Below are 19,534 nucleotides of genomic sequence, written 5' to 3' on the forward strand. Positions count from 1 at the left end.
GGCTCCATCAGGCCCGAGAGCTCGGCCCGGTCGCCGGCGAGCCCCTCCCTGCGGATCCGCCGCCGCGCCTGAGCCGGGCGGCGGGGACCTTCCACCTCTTCATTCCGTGTCGAGCGCGGCAGGGAGGTCCAGGACGGCGAGGAAGGCGGTCGCCGCGGGCGTGCGGCCGACGCGGTTCCACACGACGTACTCGACGCGGGCCGGCGCGTCGGTGACCTCGATGGTGGTCACGCCGGTCAGCCGGGGCACGTAGGCGGCGGGGAGCATGGCGATGCCCAGGCCCTGCCCGACCAGTCGAGCCATGAAGTCCGCCGTGGTCACTTCGAAGGCGACGTCGCGGCTGAGACCGGCGGCAGCGAAGGCCTGGTCGGACTGGATCCGCCCGGCCGTCCCGGCCGGAAGGTCCACGAACACCTCGGAGGAGAGCCGGCGCAGGTCGACCGTCGGCTCGTCGGCGAGTGGATGGTCCGGCGCGACCACGGCGACGAGCCGGTCACGGGCGAGTTCGTGGGCGGCGACACCCTGCGGTCGCGCTGTGGTCGGCAACCCTAGGAAGGCCACGTCGACGACCCCTTGCTCGACCTGCTCGGCGAGGTCCTCGCTCGCGCCCACACGCAGGCCGATGCGCACGTGCGGGTACTGCCGGCGGAAGTCGTGCAGCGCGGCGGGGACGTCGACCGCGGCGACGGTGGGGATCAGGCCCACGGCGAGCCGTCCGCGTACCTCGCCGACAGCCGCGGCCACTTCGGCGGCCGCGCGCTCGGCGGCGTCCAGGCACTGGCGGGCGGCGGGGAGGAACGCCGCGCCGGCCGGTGTCAGGCGGACCCGGCGGCTGGTGCGCTCGAAGAGCCTCGCGCCGAGTTCCTGTTCCAGACGCGCGATCTGGTGGCTGAGGGCGGACTGGACCACGTGACACCGCTCGGCGGCCCGCGTGAAGCTGTTCGTCTCGGCGACGGCGATGACGTAGCGCATCTGCTGGAGCTCCATCGATCCATCGTGATTCGAGATCGGTGAGGTGACAAGCATGTGTTGGACTCATTGATCGCGGCGGCGCAAGACTGCGGGCGTGACAACTCCAGGCGCACAAAGGGTTCTCGGCCGAGCCGCCAGCGATGTTTCCCGTGGCGGCCTGCCGGGGGCGGTCCTGACAGCGCTCGTTCCGACGGCATGGGGTACGACCTACGTCGTCACCACCGAGCTTCTCCCGCCCGGGCACCCTCTGTTCGCGGGACTGCTGCGGGCGTTGCCCGCCGGTCTGATCGCGCTGACGATCACCCGGACGCTGCCCCGTGGGGCGTGGTGGTGGAAGGCCGCGGTGCTCGGCGTGCTGAACATCGGCGTGTTCTTCCCGCTTCTGTTCATCGCGGCCGAACGCCTGCCGGGAGGCGTCGCCGCCACGTTGGCGGCGGCTCAGCCGCTCGTCGTCGCCGCCCTCGCCGTGCCGGTCCTCCGTGAGGGCCTGTCCGCGTGGCGCCTTTTCTGGGGTACGACCGGGGCCGCCGGCGTCGGCCTGGTGGTGATCGGTCCGAACGCGGCATTCGACACCGTCGGGGTGGTGGCCGGCCTGGCGAGCGCGGCGACGATGGCATTCGGGGTGACGCTCACCAAGCGCTGGGGACGACCTGCCGAGGCCGGTCCCACCGCCTTCGCCGGCTGGCAGCTCACCGCAGGCGGACTGTTCCTGGTGCCTGTCACATTCCTCGCCGAGGGGGCACCTCCTCACATCGATCCGACCGCCGCCCTCGGCTACCTCTGGCTCGGTCTCGTCGGTGGTCTCGCCGCCTATGTCCTGTGGTTCCGCGGCGTCACCGCGCTGCCCGTCACCTCTGTCGCGGTGCTCGTCCTCCTCTCGCCCCTGGTCGCCGCGGTCCTCGGTGCCGTCCTGCTCGGCGAGACGTTCGGGCCGGTCCAGCTCGTGGGGTTCGGCCTCTCGCTCGCCGCGATCGTCGCGGGGCAGCTCCCCGCCCCTGCCCGCCGGCGACAGGGTGCCGCGACGTCCCGCCGGGAGTGACACGTGGTCGAGAACGGACGCCGTCCTAACGCACGGGGGTTCGCCGACCGAGCAGCCCTGAACACGCGTGGGAAAGGGTTTCGCCCTGAACAGCCGGTCCGGGCATGATTCGGACCGTGCATGCGAACGTGGGCCAGGGCGGGCGCGGACGGTACAGGCTGACGGAGACGGAGCACGGACACGTCTGGGGGGTCTGCGCCGCCGTGGAGGGACTCTTCGGAGAGCCCCGGCGCGGGACGTACGAACTGTTCGACTGGGTCCCGGAAGGCCCCGAGCTGCGCGGCTGGGTGGGCAGCCGGCTGTGGCTGGTGCCGGAGCACGAGGCACTCGACCCCTGGCTGCTCGAGGACGCGGAGAGCATGGGGCAGCTTCCCGGGGTGGACGGTGTGGTGGTCACCGGCCTGGACGACTACGAAGGTCCACCCGAGGGACACAGGGGTCGTGTACGCCTGCACGACGGGCGCCGGTGGCTGGGCTCCTGTCGCGAATTCGCCCGCGTCCCGGCGCCCGAGCGGGTGGCGCACCCGCTCGTCCTGCGCGGCCTCGCCCGGAGTGAGCGGTTGAGGGCGGCACTGGCGAAGGGCACCCGGAGGGCGCTGTACCTGGGGGAGGCCGCTCTGGAGATACAGGACGACCGGGGCGAGCCACTCACCGACCGACTGCTTCAGGCCCGAGTCAGCACCTGGCGCCCGTCCTCCTACGGGACGGATCTGATCGACCTGGAGCTCGACGGAGAGCACTTCACGCCCGTTCCCGAGTACGCCCGGCCCCTCTGGGAGCGGTGGCTCGCCGGGCCACCGGACACCTCGGGTGCCTGGGCCGGTCTCGACACCCGGCGCCGCGGGGCCTGGCACGACCTGGTCCGGGAGCGGGGCTGCCGGCGCGTCGACCGTGACCGGTCCGCCGGTCACGCGTACGAACTCGACGGGCGGCACATGAGCGACGAAGCGGGGCTCTACCTGGCGCTCGGCGAGGCCGTCAACGGGCCGGGCGGCTACTTCGGCGGCTGCCTCGCTGCCCTCGACGACTGCCTGCGCGGGAACTTCGGTCACACCGCCCCCGCCACCCTGCTCTGGCGGGACGCCGAGACGGCGCGCGAGCACCTGTCCGAGGCGCTGACACCGGAAGGCGAGCCCTACGACCTCCTCGCCGGGGTCCTGGAGGTACTCGCCGCGGGCGGCGTGCACGTCACCCTGGCGTGAACCGCGGCCCACCGGGCTTCGCGGTCGACCAGCCCCGGCGTACTCCCGTTGATTGCATAAACCTGCATAGCTGCGTATAGTCATGCCATCGATGAGGAGGATTTTCGATGACCGTACGAGCAGCAGTGGCAGGGGCGAGCGGGTACGCGGGCGGAGAGCTGCTCCGGCTGCTCCTGGCGCACCCCGAGGTCGAGATCGGCGCCGTCACCGGCAACTCCAACGCCGGACGCCCCCTCGGCGCCATGCAGCCGCATCTGCTGCCGCTGGCCGACCGCGTGCTCATGCCGACCACCGCCGAGGTGCTCTCCGGGCACGACGTCGTGTTCCTCGCGCTCCCGCACGGGGAGTCCGCCGCCGTCGCCGAGCAGCTCGGCGACGATGTGCTGGTCATCGACATGGGGGCCGACTTCCGGCTGAAGGACGCCGGCGACTGGGAGCAGTTCTACGGCTCCGAGCACGCCGGTACCTGGCCCTACGGCCTGCCGGAACTGCCGGGCGCCCGCGCCGCGTTGGAGGGGTCCAGGCGTGTCGCGGTGCCCGGCTGCTATCCCACCGCCGTCTCGCTCGCGCTGTTCCCCGTGTACCAGGCGGGGATCGCCGAGCCGGAAGCGGTGATCACCGCCGCCACCGGGACCTCCGGCGCCGGCAAGGCGCTCAAGCCGCATCTGCTGGGCTCCGAGGTCATGGGCTCCATGAGCCCCTACGGCGTCGGTGGCGGCCACCGCCACACCCCCGAGATGATCCAGAACCTGAGCGCGGTCGCGGGGGAGCGGGTCACCGTGTCGTTCACGCCCACCCTCGCGCCCATGGCGCGGGGCATCCTCGCCACCTGCTCCGTGAAGGCGAAGCCGGGCACGACGGCGCACGACGTTCGGGCCGCGTACGAGAAGGCGCTGGCCGACGAGGAGTTCGTGCACCTGCTGCCCGAGGGGCAGTGGCCCGCCACCGCCTCCGTGTACGGGTCGAACGCGGCGCAGCTCCAGGTCGCGTACGACGAGAACGCCGGACGCGTCATCGCCGTCAGCGCCATCGACAACCTCACCAAGGGCACCGCCGGCGGCGCGGTGCAGAGCATGAACATCGCCCTCGGACTCCCCGAGAGCACCGGTCTTTCCACGATTGGAGTTGCGCCGTGAGCGTGACCGCAGCGAAGGGATTCACGGCAGCGGGCATCGCCGCCGGGATCAAGGCGAACGGCAACCCGGACCTGGCCCTCGTGGTCAACACCGGGCCCCGCCGCGCCGCCGCCGGTGTCTTCACCTCCAACCGTGTCAAGGCCGCGCCCGTACTGTGGTCCGAGCAGGTCCTCACCGGCGGCGAGGTCAGCGCGGTGGTCCTCAACTCCGGCGGCGCCAACGCCTGTACGGGCCCGAAGGGCTTCCAGGACACCCACGCCACCGCGGAGAAGGTCGCCGAGGTGCTCGGGCACAGCGCCGGCGAGGTCGCCGTCGCGTCCACCGGGCTGATCGGCGTCCTGCTCCCCATGGACAAGCTGCTCCCCGGCATCGAACAGGCCGCCACCCAGCTCTCCGAGCACGGCGGCGAGAAGGCCGCCATCGCCATCAAGACCACGGACACCGTCCACAAGACCGCGGTCGCCCAGGGCGACGGCTGGACCGTCGGCGGCATGGCCAAGGGCGCCGGCATGCTCGCACCGGGCCTCGCCACGATGCTCGTCGTCCTCACCACCGACGCCGACCTCGAGCCCGCCGCCCTGGACAAGGCACTGCGCGACGCCACCCGGCAGACCTTCGACCGGGTCGACTCCGACGGCTGCATGTCCACCAACGACACCGTGCTGCTCCTCGCCTCCGGCGCGAGCACGACCACCCCCCGTTACGAGGAGTTCGCAGAGGCCGTACGGGCCGTCTGCGACGACCTCGGCCGGCAGCTGATCGGCGACGCGGAAGGCGCGAGCAAGGACATCAAGATCGAGGTGATCAACGCGGCCACGGAGGACGACGCCGTGGAGGTCGGCCGTTCCATCGCCCGCAACAACCTCCTCAAGTGCGCCATCCACGGCGAGGACCCCAACTGGGGCCGGGTGCTGTCCGCCATCGGCACCACCCGTGCCGCGTTCGAGCCGGACCGGCTCAACGTCGCCATCAACGACGTCTGGGTCTGCAGGAACGGCTCGGTCGGCGAGGACCGCGACCTCGTCGACATGCGCTACCGCGAGGTCCGGATCACCGCCGACCTTGCCGCAGGCACAGAGTCCGCGGTCATCTGGACCAACGACCTCACCGCCGACTACGTCCACGAGAACAGCGCGTACAGCTCATGAGTACGACCAGGAAGCACACCGCGCTGCCCAAGGCCCAGATCCTCATCGAGGCCCTGCCGTGGCTGACCCGCCACAACGGCAAGACCGTCGTCATCAAGTTCGGCGGGAACGCCATGATCGACGAGGACCTGAAGGCGGCCTTCGCCCAGGACGTCGTCTTCCTGCGCCACGCCGGGCTCAAGCCGGTCGTCGTGCACGGCGGCGGCCCGCAGATCTCCGCGGCGCTCGATCGGCACGGCCTGGTCAGCGAGTTCAAGGCGGGACTGCGGGTCACCACCCCGGAGGCGATGGACGTCGTACGGATGGTGCTCGCCGGGCAGGTCCAGCGCGAACTGGTGGGCCTGCTCAACCAGCACGGCCCGTTCGCCGTCGGCCTCACCGGCGAGGACGCCCACACCATCACCGCGACCAAGCACCAGCCGCAGATCGACGGCGAGCTCGTCGACATCGGCCGGGTCGGCGAGATCACCGAGATCGACACCGGCGCCATCACGGCGCTCCTCGCCGACGGCCGGATCCCGGTCATCTCCTCGATCGCTCGCTCACAGGACGACGGACATGTCTACAACGTCAATGCTGATACGGCGGCTGCGGCACTCGCTGCGGCGCTGGGCGCAGAGACCCTGATGGTCCTCACCGACGTCGAGGGGCTCTACGAGGACTGGCCCGACAGCGACGAGGTGATCAGCCGGCTCACCGCCACCCAGCTGGAGAAACTGCTGCCCGAGCTGTCCAGCGGCATGGTCCCCAAGATGGAGGGCTGCCTGCACGCCGTGCGCAACGGGGTCAACACCGCCCGTGTGATCGACGGCCGCGTCCAGCACTCGATCCTGTTGGAGATCTTCACGGACGAAGGTATCGGCACCATGGTCGTGCCCGACGACGTACAGAGGGAAGCATGAGCAGCAACGGGAACGAGCAACTCGCCCAGCGGTGGCAGGGCGTCATGTCCGACAACTACGGCACGCCGAAGCTGTCGCTGGTCCGCGGCGAGGGCTCCACGGTCTGGGACGCGGACGGCACCGAGTACACCGACTTCGTCGGCGGCATCGCCGTCAACGCGCTCGGCCACGCGCATCCCGCCGTCGTCGAGGCCGTCACCCGCCAGATCTCCCGTCTCGGCCACGTCTCCAACCTGTACGTCGCCGAGCCGCCCGTAGCCCTCGCCGAGCGGCTGCTCCAGCTCTTCGGCCGGCCGGGCAGGGTCTACTTCGCCAACTCCGGCGCCGAGGCGAACGAAGCCGCCTTCAAGATCGGCCGGCTGACTGGCCGCCCGCACATGGTGGCCACCACCGGAGGGTTCCACGGACGCACGATGGGCGCCCTCGCGCTCACCGGGCAGCCCGCGAAGCGGGGCCCGTTCCTGCCTCTGCCGTCGGACGTCACGCACGTCCCGTACGGCGACGTGGAGGCGCTGCGTGCCGCGGTCACCGAGGACACCGCCTTCGTGATCATCGAGCCGATCCAGGGCGAGAACGGCGTGGTCGTGCCGCCCAAGGGCTACCTCGAGGCCGCACGCGAGATCACCCGCGCCACCGGCACACTGCTCGTCCTCGACGAGGTGCAGACCGGCATCGGACGCACCGGCCACTGGTTCGAGCACCAGGCGCACCAAGGCGTCGAGCCCGACATCGTCACCCTGGCCAAGGGTCTCGGCGGCGGGCTGCCCATCGGCGCGGCCGTCGTCTTCGGTGAGGCGGCGGAGCTGCTGAAGCCCGGCCACCACGGCACCACGTTCGGCGGGAACCCCGTCGCCTGCGCGGCCGGACTCGCCGTCCTCGACACGCTCGGGGCGGACGGAGCGCTCGACACCGTCAAGCGGCTGGGCGAGAAGCTGCGCGCGGAAATCGAGGGTCTCGGTCATCCGCTGGTCTCCCACGTCCGCGGCAGCGGCCTGCTGCTGGGTATCGTGCTCACCGGGCCCCTCGCACCGAACGTGCAGCAGGCGGCCCAGGATGCAGGGTTCCTGGTGAACGCTCCCGCGCCCGATGTCGTACGGCTCATGCCGGCACTGACCATCGCCGACGCGGAGGTCGACGCGTTCCTCCATGCGCTGCCCGGCATCCTCGACGCGAGCACGCCGGCCACGGCGGGCAACGGGGAAGGACGATCCGGAGAATGAGACGACGATGACCGACGCGAACGGCACCGAGCACGGCGGGCCCGCCGTACCGCAGACCCGCACGGCTCGCCACCGCCAGATCGTGGACATCCTCAACCGGCAGCCGGTGCGCTCCCAGAGCCAGTTGGCGAAACTCCTCGCGGACAACGGACTGCACGTCACCCAGGCGACGCTCTCCCGCGACCTCGACGAGCTGGGCGCGGTGAAGATCCGCAACACCGGCGGCGAGCTCATTTACGCGGTGCCCAGCGAGGGCGGCTTCCGCACCCCGCAGGCGCCGCTGGGCGAGTCGGCGAAGGAGGAGCGCATGCGGCGCCTCTCCGGCGAACTGCTGATCTCCGCGGAGGCGTCGGCGAACCTCGTGGTCCTGCGCACCCCGCCGGGCGCGGCACAGTTCCTCGCGTCTGCCATCGACCAGGCGGAACTGCACGATGTGCTCGGCACGATCGCGGGGGACGACACACTGATGCTGATCAGCCGCGACCCGGCGGGTGGGCAGGCGCTGGCGGACCACATGCTGCGGTTGGCGCAGAACGACCGCTAGGCCCTTGCGGGGCGTTTCCGTACCCGCCCCTTACGGCCTGGCGGCCGTGGGGGCCACTTCCCGCGACGGGGCCGGGCCCCTCCCCGAACCGGGCTCCCCCGGACCCGACCCCGTGCTCCGCGCGGCGTTCCAGGGGCGCTGTCCCCGCACCCCCGCGCCTCAATCGCCGGCGGGGCTGGAGAAGCCCCGTCGAGAGGCCGCTGCCACCGGCGTGACCGCGGCCACCGGCAGGGCTGGAGCCGCCGACGGGGACGGAGTTGCCCGGTGTCCGCGCCGACGGGCTGAAGTGCCGCGCAGCGGCATTGTCGGCCCGTCCGGCTATTGACGACACCGCGCGGAGCGCCGTACGGGATCCGGGGCTGCCCCGGCTCCGGGAAGGGGCGGGGTGGGGAGCAGGCCCGCCGCAGGCGTCACGCGCCCGCAGGCGTCACGCATCGGCAGGGCGTCACGCACGGGCAGCCCACGCGCCCCCTGGGTCCGTGCGGGCCGGCAGGGGCAACGGCAGGGCCGGGAGGCCGTCCAGGCTCACGCCGATGTGCTCCTTCTTCTCGCAGTACGCCGCGAACTCCTCCTCCGACTTCCGCCCGAAGTGCTCGGCGTGCTGCGTCCGTTCCTCCCGGTACTCCATGAACGGCACGGCGAAGCCGCAGACCTGGCTGATGCGGCGGGCGTGGACGACGATGATCGCGCGGGCGGCCGGGCCGTCGACGTCCTTGAAGAGGCGGATCAGTCCGGCCCAGCGCGGATCGTCGCGGAAGACCGCCTCGCCCCGGCCGTGCACCCGCACCACCTGCGGCGGCCCGGAGAACGCGCACCACATGAGGGTGATCCGCCCGTTCCCCTCCTCCCGCACGTGCGCGATCGTCTCGGCGCCGCTGCCGCCGAAGTCGAGGTACGCGAGCGTCGTCTCGTCGATGACGACGAGCGTGCCGCTGCGCCCCTTGGGCGACAGATTGACGTGCCCGTCACCGGCCAGCGGCGCGGTCGCAGTGAAGAAGACCGGCTGCTGTTCGATGAAGTCCCGGAGCCGGCCCTCGATGCGTTCAAATGTTTTCCCCATGAAGGGATTATCGGCCCCCTGGCCGAGTGATCCCTCACAACCGGCCCCCGGCCGGGCTCCGCGCCGGAGTCGTCAGGCGCCCGCGAGGCCGATCCGCGTGCGCGTCACCGCCATGACGTCGTCGCTGAACAGGTGCGCGCAGCGCCGGAGCAGCCGGTTCACCTCCGCGGCACCCGGCGGGATCTGATGGGTCCACGTCCGCTGCTGCACCGAGACCTCCGCGGTGCGCCGCAACTTGGGGTCGGCGTCCGCCAACAGGGCCACCGATGCGCGGAGTTGGACGAGGCCGCCTCGTTCCCGCAGCAGCCGGAACGCGGCCCGGCGGGTGGGGGTGGGCCACCGTGGCGACAGCCGCTCCGTGAGCCGGTCCGCACGGAGCCGGCGTGCGTACGGGAGCAGCGCCCGTGCCGCCTCGCGGACGACGGCCGCCGCCGGGTCGTCCACCAGCGGGAGCACGGTCTCGACGGACGCCGATTCGAGCAGCCGCAGTCCCGCCACGGCCTGCGCCCGCACGCCGTCGGCGGGATGCGTCAGCAGCCGGCGGAGCAGTGCGGCATCCTCCCGCCGACCGCACTCCGCGAGTCCGGTGAGGGCGTACGGCGCAACGGTGTCGAGGTGTTCGCACAGTTCGAGATGACGGGCGTGCGGATCTCCGCCGTCCTGGCTGATGACCCACCGGGCGCAGGCCCGCACCAGTCCCGACCGGTCGGCGAGGTGGTGCACCGCCTCCTGCGCCCGCCCCGCCCGCCGCAGCGCCGTGACCCCGGCCGACCGTACGAACGGCATGCGCCCGCCGAGCAGGATGTCGACGGCGCGGTCGTCGGATCCGTCGGCCGCCATCGCGGCGAGCACGGCGTCCGACCACAGCCGCGCGAGGACGGGATCCGGGTCCTCGGCGGCGTGGCGCGCCAGCGCCCGCACGTCCAGCTGTCCGTGGTCCAGCATGATCCGTGCTGCGAGGCGCCGTGTCGCGTTGTCCCGCGTCTCCCGGAGGAGGTTCGGGGCCAAGTGCGGAACGGCGCGCAGCGCTTCCTCGAAGAGGCCGTGCGCCCAGACGCCCTCCTCGCGGCGGCCCAGACGCAGCACCAGCGGCGTGAGAGCGCGCAACGTCTCCTCCGGTCCGCTCCGCAGCCGCTCCGTGAGCAGGTCGCGGGCGCGTAGCCGCACCGGCTCCGCCCAGTCGGTGCAGCGCACGACGACGAGGTGCCAGAAGGAGGGCGTACGGGGTCCGGAGGCGAGCGCGTCCTCGCGTACCCGGCCGTCCGGGTGGCACAGGGCGGTCTCCGGGCGCTGCCGCAGCCGGTCGGACGTCCGCGGGTCGTAGTCCTCCCACCCGTACCGTCCGAAGGCCCGGGCGGCCTGGTCCACTGCCGTCCAGCAGGCAGGGTCGTCGAAGTCCAGCACCTGGCTCGCCGTGCGCCCCTCCAGCAGAAGCCTCACAGCCTCCCTGGCCGCCGCGTCGTTCCACCGCTCGCCCATGCCCCGCACCCCTCCCGCGCTGATGACGCGGCCCACCCTAGGAGCGGAGGGATGGCGCCGACCAGCGGGTTTCCACGTCGATTGACAAACCATACGGAGGACTGCATAGTTATACCCATCAGCGTATGCACCGTAAGGAGAAACCCGTGACCGAGCGCGTCGTACTCGCCTACTCGGGCGGCCTGGACACCTCCGTCGCCATCGGCTGGATCGCCGAGGAGACGGGCGCCGAGGTCATCGCCGTTGCCGTGGACGTCGGCCAGGGCGGCGAGGACCTGGACGTCATCCGCAAGCGCGCGCTCGCCTGCGGTGCGGTGGAGGCCGAGGTGGCCGACGCCAAGGACGAGTTCGCCGAGGAGTACTGCCTCCCCGCGATCAAGGCCAACGCCCTCTACATGGACCGCTACCCGCTGGTCTCCGCCCTCTCCCGGCCGACGATCGTCAAGCACCTCGTCGCCGCCGCCGAGAAGCACGGCGCCACCACCGTCGCCCACGGCTGCACCGGCAAGGGCAACGACCAGGTGCGGTTCGAGGCCGGAATCGTCGCCCTCGCGCCCGAGCTGAAGTGCATCGCCCCGGTCCGTGACTACGCGATGACCCGGGACAAGGCGATCGCCTTCTGCGAGGAGAAGCAGCTCCCGATCGCCACCACCAAGAAGTCGCCGTACTCCATCGACCAGAACGTCTTCGGCCGGGCCGTCGAGACCGGCTTCCTCGAGGACATCTGGAACGCGCCGATCGAGGACATCTACGAGTACACCTCGAACCCGGCCGAGCAGCGCGAGGCCGACGAGGTCGTCATCTCCTTCAAGGCCGGCGTCCCGGTGGCCATCGACGGCAAGCCCGTCACCGTCCTCCAGGCCATCCAGCAGCTCAACGAGCGGGCCGGCGCCCAGGGCATCGGCCGGATCGACATGGTCGAGGACCGGCTCGTCGGCATCAAGTCCCGTGAGGTCTACGAGGCCCCCGGCGCCATCGCGCTGATCACCGCGCACCAGGAGCTGGAGAACGTCACCGTCGAGCGCGAGCTCGCCCGGTACAAGCGGCAGGTCGAGCAGCGCTGGGGCGAGCTGGTCTACGACGGCCTGTGGTTCTCCCCGCTCAAGCGCGCCCTGGACGGCTTCATCAACGAGGCCAACCAGCACGTCACCGGCGACATCCGGATGACCCTGCACGGCGGCCGGGCCGTCGTCACCGGCCGGAAGTCCGACGAGTCGCTGTACGACTTCAACCTCGCCACCTACGACTCGGGCGACACGTTCGACCAGTCGAAGGCGCAGGGCTTCATCGAGATCTTCGGCCTGTCGCAGAAGATCGCCGCCAAGCGGGACCTGGCGTAACCCGCCTGCGTTGAACAGTGCGCCTCCTCGTCGCGGCGGGGAGGCGTCTTCACACCCTCATCCAAGGAGCTCGAGCTGTGAGCAGCAACAACGGTGACGTCCGGCTCTGGGGCGGCCGCTTCGCCGACGGTCCGGCAGAGGCGCTGGCGAAGCTGTCCGCGTCCGTGCACTTCGACTGGCGGCTCGCGCCGTACGACATCGCCGGCTCCCGTGCCCACGCCCGCGTCCTGAAGAAGGCGGGCCTGCTCACCGACGACGAGCTGACGCGGATGCTCGACGGACTCGACCGGCTCGAGGCCGACGTGGCGTCCGGCGACTTCACCGGCACCATCGCCGACGAGGACGTCCACACCGCCCTCGAGCGCGGCCTGCTCGAGCGTCTCGGCCCCGACCTCGGCGGCAAGCTCCGTGCCGGCCGGTCCCGCAACGACCAGGTCGCCACGCTGTTCCGGATGTACCTGCGCGACCACGCCCGGATCATCGGCGGCCTGATCGCCGACCTCCAGGACGCCCTCGTCGGCCTGGCCGAGACCCACCCGGACGTGGCCATGCCCGGCCGTACGCACCTCCAGCACGCGCAGCCGGTCCTCTTCGCCCACCACGTCCTGGCGCACGTCCAGTCGCTGTCCCGGGACGCCGAGCGGCTGCGCCAGTGGGACACCCGCACGGCCGTTTCGCCGTACGGCTCCGGTGCTCTGGCCGGTTCCTCCCTCGGGCTCGACCCGGAGGCGGTCGCGGCCGACCTCGGCTTCGAGCGCGGCTCGGCCGGCAACTCCATCGACGGCACCGCGTCGCGGGACTTCGTCGCCGAGTTCGCCTTCATCACCGCGATGATCGGTGTGAACCTCTCGCGGATCGCCGAGGAGATCATCATCTGGAACACGAAGGAGTTCTCCTTCGTGACCCTGCACGACGCCTTCTCCACCGGCTCGTCGATCATGCCGCAGAAGAAGAACCCGGACATCGCGGAACTGGCACGTGGCAAGTCCGGTCGGCTCATCGGCAACCTGACCGGGCTGCTCGCCACGCTCAAGGCCCTCCCGCTCGCGTACAACCGCGACCTCCAGGAGGACAAGGAGCCTGTCTTCGACTCCTGCGACACGCTCGAGGTCCTGCTCCCGGCCTTCACGGGCATGATGGCCACGCTCACCGTCAACCGCGAGCGGATGGAGGAGCTCGCCCCGGCCGGCTTCTCGCTCGCCACGGACATCGCCGAGTGGCTGGTCAAGCAGGGTGTGCCGTTCCGTGTGGCGCACGAGGTCGCGGGTGAGTGCGTCAAGGAGTGCGAGCAGCTGGGCATCGAGCTGGACCAGCTGACGGACGAGCAGTTCGCCAAGATCTCCGAGCACCTCACGCCCGAGGTCCGTACCGTCCTGAACGTGCCCGGCGCGCTGGCCTCCCGCAACAGTCGCGGCGGCACCGCCCCTTCGGCGGTCGCCACCCAGCTCAACGAGGTGAAGGCCGACCTGGTGATACAGCACGCCTGGGCCACGGCCAAGCAGTAGCGCGGGGGCGTCAGGGCGCCGCCGCCCCTGGCGGCGCATCGACGCGGGACCGGTCGTCCCGGTCCCACGTCGATGCGCCGCTTCCGTCCGGCCGACGTCAGGAACTCGTGAGGACGACGAGTTGCCGGGTCGCCCGGGTCATCGCGACGTAGCGGTCGACCGCTCCTTCGATGCCCTCGCCGAACTCCTCCGGGTCGACGAGGACGACCAGGTCGAACTCGAGGCCCTTCGACAGCTCCGGTGTCAGCGACCGGACGCGGGACGTCGACCGGAACGTGCCCTCTTCGACGTCTCCGGCGCCGATGACGCAGGCGATCCCGTCGGCATGCTCGGCGAGCCAGCCGTCCAGGATCGCCTCCAGTTCCGCGACGGATCCGTGCTCGACGGGGACGCCGCTGCTGCGGATGGACGTCGGCACGTTGGCGTCGGGGAGCGCGGCCCGGATCACCGGCTGGGCCTCTGCCATGATCTCTTCCGGCGTACGGTAGTTGACGTTCAGGGACGCCAGGGTGACCCGGTCGAGCCCGACCCGCTCGAGCCGTTCCTGCCACGACTCCGTGAACCCGTGCCTGGCCTGGGCACGGTCCCCGACGATGGTGAAGCTCCGGGACGGGCACCGCAGCAGCAGCATCTGCCACTCGGCGTCGGTGAGTTCCTGGGCCTCGTCCACGACGACGTGCGCGAACGGACCGGCGAGCAGGTCCGGTTCGACGGTCGACAGTTCGGACTCGTCGACCAGGCTGACCTTGGCGTCGGCGCCCCGGAGCATCGTCACCAGGCCTTCGCCGTCGTCACCGTCGGCGCCCGAATCGGCCGCGGCCTGGATCAGGTTGTCGACGACCTGCTCCGTGCGCTCGCGCTGGGCGGCGAGGACGGCCTCGTGCCGGCGCCTGCGCCGCGACTCCTCCGGGTCGCCGAGCCGCTGCCGTGCGGCGTCCAGGAGCGGCAGGTCGGACACCGTCCAGGCCTGGGGTTCCTCGCGCTGCAGCTTGTGGACCTCCTCGCGGCCGAGCCAGGGCGCGCACATCCGCAGGTAGGCGGGCACCGACCACAGGTCCCCGACGAGGTCGGCCGCCTCGAGCAGCGGCCACGCGCGGTCGAAGGCCGTGACCAGTTCCCTGTTCCCCCGCAGCGACTTGCGGAGCAGTTCGGGCGGGACGTCGTCGTCCTCGCCGTCCTCACCGTGCTTGTCCACCAGGATCGTCAGCAGCTCCTCCCACACCTGGTCGCGCGCCTCGTTGTGCGGGGTACCCGGCTCCGCCGCTTCGAACGCCGCGGCCCAGTCGTGGGCGCTCAGCCGGATGTCGGACCAGTGGGTCGTGACCGTCATGCCCTTGGCGGGCGGTTCCTCGTAGAAGGCGACGGCCTTCTCGATCGCGTGCACCAGGTCCGCGGACGACTTCAGGCGGGCCACCTCCGGATCGGTCTCGACCTCTGCTGCGGCCCCTTCGGCGACGAGGTCACGCAGGGTGCAGGTCTGTACGCCCTCCTCTCCGAGGCTGGGGAGGACGTCGGCGACGTAGCTCAGGTAGGGCCGGCTCGGACCGACGAACAGCACGCCGCCCCGGCGGTGACCGAGGCGAGGGTCGGAGTACAGGAGGTAGGCGGAGCGGTGCAGCGCGACGACGGTCTTCCCCGTACCCGGACCACCGTCGACGACGAGAGCGCCGCGGGACCCCGCGCGGATGACGGCGTCCTGGTCCGCCTGGATGGTGCCGAGCACGTCCCGCATCCGCGACGACCGGTTGCTGCCCAGGCTGGCGATGAAGGCGGACTGGTCGTCGAGCGCGGCGTGCCCGGCGAACCCGTCCGCCGTGAACACCTCGTCCCAGTAGTCGCTGATCCGGCCGCGGGTCCAGCGGTATCTGCGGCGGCTCGCCAGACCCATCGGGTCGGCGTGGGTGGCTCCGAAGAACGGCTCGGCCGCGGGGGAGCGCCAGTCGACTAGTAGCCGGCGGCCGGTGCTGTCCTTGAGGCCGAGTCGTCCGATGTACACCGGCTCCGGGTCGTCCGCGCCGACCATGTGCCCGAGGCACAGGTCCAGCCCGAAGCGGCGCAGTGCGCGCAGGCGAGCGGTCAGCCGGTGGATCTCCATGTCGCGGTCCATCGCCTGCCGGCCGGTGCCGCCGGGCGCCCTGCGCTCGGTGTCGAGGCGGTCGGTCAGTTCGGCGATCGACTCCTCCAGGCACGTCGCGATGGCCGCGAAGTGCTGCTCGTCGCCGGCGATCAGCGTCGGGTCGGCCTTGGGGGAGAGGCGGTCGGGAAGGTCGAAGGCGCTGGTGGTCAGGGAATTCAAGTCCTTGGCTCCGATGTGAGGCAGCTTGCAGTCATTGCGCGCGGCAAGGGGTCCGGGCCGGCGTGACGCACCTGGTGGCGTGGCGGCAACAGCCGTGAGGGCCACGTTCGCAGGTTGTCGTGTTCCGGTTCCCGGCTCGGTGATCATGTGATGTTCACGCGGACTTGGGCGGCCTTTCCTGGCCGGCCGTGTCGAGCAGCAGCTTCGCGGCCACCGTCGCTCCGTCGGTGCGGACCATGCCGGCCACGGCCCTCGCCCGGTCGCGGGTCCCGGGCGTCAGGGCCGTCCTGAGCGCGGCCGACAGGGACTCGAAGGTCGGAGTCGGGCCGTCGTGCGCCGCGCCGATGCCCAGCTCGGCCACCCGGCCCGCCCAGTAGGGCTGGTCCACAGACTGAGGCACGACCACCTGCGGTGCGCCGGAACGGGTGGCCGTGGTCGTGGTGCCCGCGCCGCCGTGGTGCACGACGGCGGCCACCCGGCCGAACAGTGCTTGGTGGTTGACCTCGCCCACGGCGAAGCAGTCGTCCTGGTCGTCGATCAGAGCCAGGTCGGCCCAGCCGCCGGAGACGAGTACGCGGCGGCCCTGCGCGCGGACCGCCTCGACGGCCACGCGGGCGGCGTCCGGCGAGCCGTGCAGGGGCATGCTGCCGAAGCCCACGTACACCGGCGGCTCGCCCGCGTCGAGGAACGCCGCCAACGGGTCCGGGAGCGGGCGTTCGTCCGGCAGGAACCATGCGCCGGTCTGCACCACGTCGAGGTCCGCCGGCTCCAGCCACGGGTCCAGGACCGGGTCCGTCGCCAGCCACGGGCGGTCCCCGACGACGTAGTCGCGGACGTGGTCCACCGGGGGCAGGCCGATCGACGCCCGGTTGGTGTTGAGCGCCTCACCGAACAGCGTGTCGATGCTCTGCGCGTCCATGTCCCACAGCACCCGGTTGTCGGTCACGTCCGGCGGGAACGGCCTGCCCGCGTACGCCAGCGGAGAGTGGTAGGGCGACGGGAGGGTGAGCTGCTGGAAGGTCACGGACACGGAGCGGATGCCCAGTTTCTCGGCCACCGACAGCGCGCCGGCCGCGGCCGGCATCGCACCCGTCGCCACCAACACGTCACATCCCTCGGCGACCGCGGGGATCGCGTCGAACTGACCGGCGATCACCGCGGCCGCGCGCTCGGGCAGGGACGAGGGCGGCGGCGCGGCCGTCGTCAGCGCACGCGCCGACGGGCCGAACGGCACCAGCGGCACGCCCACATCGGCCAGCCGCTGCGCGAAGTCCTCGTCCGGCGGCGCGCACACGCGCACCTCCGCGCCGTGTTCCCGTAGCCGCACCGCGAGTCCCACCAGCGGTTCGACGTCACCGCGCGACCCGTACGTCGACAACAACACTCGCATTTCGTGACTCTCGCTTCCGCAGATCCGGCTCAGGCCGGAGATTCTGCGGCACGACGGGGGCCTTGCCGCAAGCCCCCCAGTGCGCTATACCTTGAGAGTGGCAAGGAGTGGGCACAGCCCCCTTGCCCTTTTTCGTACTTCGGGACGGACAGCCCATCGGGCAGGGATCCGGTCGCGGCATCCGTCGCGGCGCCGGTCAGCCGATCCGTTCGCAGATGTCCGTCGTCGATCCGTGGGCCATGGTGACCTTCTTGTAGCCGGACGGGCTGATCTCCATGGTGTAGACGCCGTCCACGATGTACAGGCCCCGGCCGAGATTGCCGCCGCCCTCGCCGACCCCGACCAGTACCGGGCCGAGCACCGACCAGAACTGGGAGCCGTCGGCGCGGTGGTCGACGACGGCCGTGCCGCTGACGTCCGCGTCGTGCGAGTCGCCCGTCTCCTTGTTGGTGACCCGCACGATCAGATCGCCCTTGTAGGCGACCAGTTCGGGAGACCCGTCGGGGTGGGTGTCCAGCACGCGCCGGACCACCTCGTCCACGACGGGCTCGCCGTGGACGGGGAAGTCGCAACGCAGGCCCGCCGCGACGTCCCACGGCGCGGACGGCGCCGGCTTCCAGCCGGTGTCGAGGCCGGTGCCGAACCCGAGGGCGGGCCCGGCGTCGAAGCCGGCTGATGGCGCGGCGGGCCCGCCGGCGGACGCGGGCGCGGCGCCCATGAGTGGGGCCGCGGCAACTGCCGCCAGAGCAACGGCGGTTCGTCGCATGGTGACTCCCTGAAGAAGTGATCGGCCGAGACGTGACCGGGCCGAGAAGGATCGGACCGGGGAAGCCGTCCCGCTGTCCGCCCCAGCCTGTCCCTGCCGTCTGACCACCGGCTCACCACCGCTGTGCACCGCCGCGCCCGCCGGTTAGGCTCGCGGCTGCCATGGAGTTCCAGCTGCTGGGTCCGTTCGAGGCCCGTCACGAGGGAGACCGGGTCCTGGTCGGCAGCCGCCGCCAGGAGCGCTGCCTGCTCGCGATCCTCCTGCTGGAGGCGGGCCGGGTCGTGAGCACCGGCCGGCTCATCGAGCTGCTGTGGGACGGCGACACGCCCGCTTCCGCGCGGGGCACCGTCCACACGTACATAGGACGGCTCCGCGCCCGGCTGGGCCCGTACGGGGTGCGCGTCGAGACCCGCCACGACGGTTACGTCCTCGACCCGGGCGTCCACGCGGTCGACGCCCACGAGTTCACGGACCTCGCCCGCCGCGCCGGGGGCGTCGCCGACGCGGCGCAGCGGGTGCGCCTGTACGACCGGGCCCTCGCGCTGTGGCGGGGACCGCTGCTCGCCGACGTCGCGGACGACGGACTGCGTGAGCGGCTCGGCGCCCCGCTCGCCGAACTCCGGCTGTCCGCTCTGGAACTGCGGGCCGAGGCCCACTTGGAGCTCGGTCTGCACGACGGCGTCGTCACCGACCTGACGCCGCTGGCCCGCGCACATCCCGGCAGGGAACGGCTCGTCGCCGCACAGATGACCGCCCTGTACCGGAGCGGCCGGCAGGCCGAGGCGCTCGAGCTGTACCGCGCCACCCGGAAGGCGCTGGTGACCGGCCTGGGCATCGAGCCCGGCGCCGGGCTGAACACCCTGCACGAACGCATGCTGCGGGGCGATCCCCGGCTGCACCGCCCGCCCGCGCCCCTCTACGCGGTACGGGTCGGCGAGGAGTGGCTGCCCTGGACCACCAGCGGCCACCCGGCGCTCGAGTTCTGCAACACCTACGCCGGCTGGGGCGGGCCCGGCCTGCCGGGATCGGAGTGGCTGCGCACGTACCGCACGCTCGCCGTCTGGGCCGGGCACCTGGACCTCGTCGAGGAGCGGCTGGTGAGCGGGCTGCTCAAGCGGGCGCGGCAGTGTCCCGAAGAGGCCGCGGCCGTTCTCGGGGAGGCCCGGGAGTTGCGTACCCAGCTGTATGCCGCTCTGACCGGTCCCGACGACGTGAGGGCGTTCAAGGCGGTCGCCGGAGTCGCGGAGGACGCCGCGAAGGCGTCGGCGTTCGTCCGCGGCGAGGACGGCCTCGGCCGCTGGCGGCTGTCCCCGTCCGCCGGTCTGCGGCTGCCCGTGCTCGCCGTGGCCCGCAGCGCCGCCGAGTTGCTGGCGGACCCGGGGCGATTCACCGTACGTGCCTGCCCGGGGGCCGACTGCGGCTGGCTGTTCCGTGACGGGAGCGGCCGGCGTAGATGGTGCAGCCTCCGGACCTGCGGAGAAGAGACGTCGACGTACTGAATGAGACATCAACGTCTCACATGGTCTATGGTTGTC

16 protein-coding genes are annotated in these 19,534 nt (G+C 71.9%); 10 read left to right on the forward strand and 6 right to left on the reverse strand.

Annotated features, from left to right (window positions below; all coding sequences use genetic code 11):
• Positions 1-99 precede the first annotated feature (99 nt).
• A complete protein-coding gene (locus GLX30_RS28745; protein WP_208545504.1) occupies positions 100-987 on the reverse strand; it encodes a LysR family transcriptional regulator in 888 nt (295 codons plus the stop codon).
• 142 nt (positions 988-1,129) lie between these two features.
• Between GLX30_RS28745 and GLX30_RS28750 the strand changes: the two genes are divergently transcribed.
• From GLX30_RS28750 to GLX30_RS28780, 7 genes are all read left to right on the forward strand, one after another.
• Positions 1,130-2,011: an EamA family transporter gene (locus tag GLX30_RS28750; protein WP_159695304.1), complete on the forward strand. Its 882-nt coding sequence runs from the start codon at positions 1,130-1,132 to the stop codon at positions 2,009-2,011.
• Between the two features lie 104 nt (positions 2,012-2,115).
• A complete protein-coding gene (locus GLX30_RS28755; protein WP_159693732.1) occupies positions 2,116-3,213 on the forward strand; it encodes a barstar family protein in 1,098 nt (365 codons plus the stop codon).
• A 107-nt stretch (positions 3,214-3,320) separates the two neighbouring features.
• Complete coding sequence (argC, locus tag GLX30_RS28760) at positions 3,321-4,349, forward strand: N-acetyl-gamma-glutamyl-phosphate reductase (RefSeq protein ID WP_159693734.1); 1,029 nt, start codon at positions 3,321-3,323, stop codon at positions 4,347-4,349.
• Positions 4,346-5,497: a bifunctional glutamate N-acetyltransferase/amino-acid acetyltransferase ArgJ gene (argJ, locus tag GLX30_RS28765; RefSeq protein ID WP_159693736.1), complete on the forward strand. Its 1,152-nt coding sequence runs from the start codon at positions 4,346-4,348 to the stop codon at positions 5,495-5,497. Before argC ends, argJ begins: the two co-directional genes overlap by 4 nt.
• A complete protein-coding gene (gene argB / locus GLX30_RS28770) occupies positions 5,494-6,399 on the forward strand; it encodes an acetylglutamate kinase (RefSeq protein ID WP_159693738.1) in 906 nt (301 codons plus the stop codon). The genes argJ and argB overlap by 4 nt, the downstream gene beginning before the upstream one ends.
• Positions 6,396-7,619 (forward strand): acetylornithine transaminase, encoded by a 1,224-nt coding sequence (locus GLX30_RS28775; protein WP_159693740.1) that lies wholly within the window; start codon positions 6,396-6,398, stop codon positions 7,617-7,619. The genes argB and GLX30_RS28775 overlap by 4 nt, the downstream gene beginning before the upstream one ends.
• 7 nt (positions 7,620-7,626) lie before the next feature.
• Positions 7,627-8,163: an arginine repressor gene (locus GLX30_RS28780; RefSeq protein ID WP_159693742.1), complete on the forward strand. Its 537-nt coding sequence runs from the start codon at positions 7,627-7,629 to the stop codon at positions 8,161-8,163.
• Positions 8,164-8,608: 445 nt separating this feature from the next.
• Here GLX30_RS28780 and GLX30_RS28785 read toward each other — a convergent pair whose 3' ends face one another.
• Entirely contained in the window at positions 8,609-9,223 is a 615-nt protein-coding gene (locus tag GLX30_RS28785) for a pyridoxamine 5'-phosphate oxidase family protein (RefSeq protein WP_159693744.1), read from the reverse strand.
• Positions 9,224-9,295: 72 nt separating this feature from the next.
• Entirely contained in the window at positions 9,296-10,738 is a 1,443-nt protein-coding gene (locus tag GLX30_RS28790; protein ID WP_159693746.1) for a hypothetical protein, read from the reverse strand.
• Between the two features lie 110 nt (positions 10,739-10,848).
• Between GLX30_RS28790 and GLX30_RS28795 the strand changes: the two genes are divergently transcribed.
• The gene (locus tag GLX30_RS28795) at positions 10,849-12,042 is read left to right on the forward strand and encodes an argininosuccinate synthase (protein ID WP_159693748.1); all 1,194 of its coding nucleotides are present in this window, start codon (positions 10,849-10,851) and stop codon (positions 12,040-12,042) included.
• Between the two features lie 77 nt (positions 12,043-12,119).
• Positions 12,120-13,547 (forward strand): argininosuccinate lyase, encoded by a 1,428-nt coding sequence (gene argH / locus GLX30_RS28800; protein ID WP_159693750.1) that lies wholly within the window; start codon positions 12,120-12,122, stop codon positions 13,545-13,547.
• A 97-nt stretch (positions 13,548-13,644) separates the two neighbouring features.
• Here argH and helR read toward each other — a convergent pair whose 3' ends face one another.
• From helR to GLX30_RS28815, 3 genes are all read right to left on the reverse strand, one after another.
• Complete coding sequence (helR, locus tag GLX30_RS28805) at positions 13,645-15,843, reverse strand: RNA polymerase recycling motor ATPase HelR (RefSeq protein ID WP_208545506.1); 2,199 nt, start codon at positions 15,841-15,843, stop codon at positions 13,645-13,647.
• Positions 15,844-15,997: 154 nt separating this feature from the next.
• Positions 15,998-17,233 (reverse strand): glycosyltransferase, encoded by a 1,236-nt coding sequence (locus GLX30_RS28810; protein WP_159693754.1) that lies wholly within the window; start codon positions 17,231-17,233, stop codon positions 15,998-16,000.
• Between the two features lie 196 nt (positions 17,234-17,429).
• Positions 17,430-17,999 carry a hypothetical protein gene (locus tag GLX30_RS28815; RefSeq protein ID WP_159693756.1) on the reverse strand — a complete coding sequence of 190 codons (570 nt, stop codon included), beginning with the start codon at positions 17,997-17,999 and terminating at the stop codon, positions 17,430-17,432.
• Positions 18,000-18,160: 161 nt separating this feature from the next.
• Between GLX30_RS28815 and GLX30_RS28820 the strand changes: the two genes are divergently transcribed.
• Positions 18,161-19,498, forward strand: coding sequence for a BTAD domain-containing putative transcriptional regulator (locus GLX30_RS28820; protein ID WP_159693758.1), 1,338 nt, complete (start codon positions 18,161-18,163; stop codon positions 19,496-19,498).
• Positions 19,499-19,534: the final 36 nt, after the last annotated feature.

Origin of the sequence: Streptomyces sp. Tu 2975 (assembly GCF_009832925.1) — a bacterium.
Taxonomy (GTDB): domain Bacteria; phylum Actinomycetota; class Actinomycetes; order Streptomycetales; family Streptomycetaceae; genus Streptomyces.

Coding starts and splice junctions, on each gene's coding strand:
- GLX30_RS28745 (WP_208545504.1), bottom strand. CDS start 987: ATGGAGCTCCAGCAGATGCGCTACGTCATCGCCGTCGCCGAGACGAAC.
- GLX30_RS28755 (WP_159693732.1), top strand. CDS start 2,116: ATGATTCGGACCGTGCATGCGAACGTGGGCCAGGGCGGGCGCGGACGG.
- argC (WP_159693734.1), top strand. CDS start 3,321: ATGACCGTACGAGCAGCAGTGGCAGGGGCGAGCGGGTACGCGGGCGGA.
- argB (WP_159693738.1), top strand. CDS start 5,494: ATGAGTACGACCAGGAAGCACACCGCGCTGCCCAAGGCCCAGATCCTC.
- GLX30_RS28775 (WP_159693740.1), top strand. CDS start 6,396: ATGAGCAGCAACGGGAACGAGCAACTCGCCCAGCGGTGGCAGGGCGTC.
- GLX30_RS28780 (WP_159693742.1), top strand. CDS start 7,627: ATGACCGACGCGAACGGCACCGAGCACGGCGGGCCCGCCGTACCGCAG.
- GLX30_RS28785 (WP_159693744.1), bottom strand. CDS start 9,223: ATGGGGAAAACATTTGAACGCATCGAGGGCCGGCTCCGGGACTTCATC.
- GLX30_RS28810 (WP_159693754.1), bottom strand. CDS start 17,233: ATGCGAGTGTTGTTGTCGACGTACGGGTCGCGCGGTGACGTCGAACCG.
- GLX30_RS28815 (WP_159693756.1), bottom strand. CDS start 17,999: ATGCGACGAACCGCCGTTGCTCTGGCGGCAGTTGCCGCGGCCCCACTC.
- GLX30_RS28820 (WP_159693758.1), top strand. CDS start 18,161: ATGGAGTTCCAGCTGCTGGGTCCGTTCGAGGCCCGTCACGAGGGAGAC.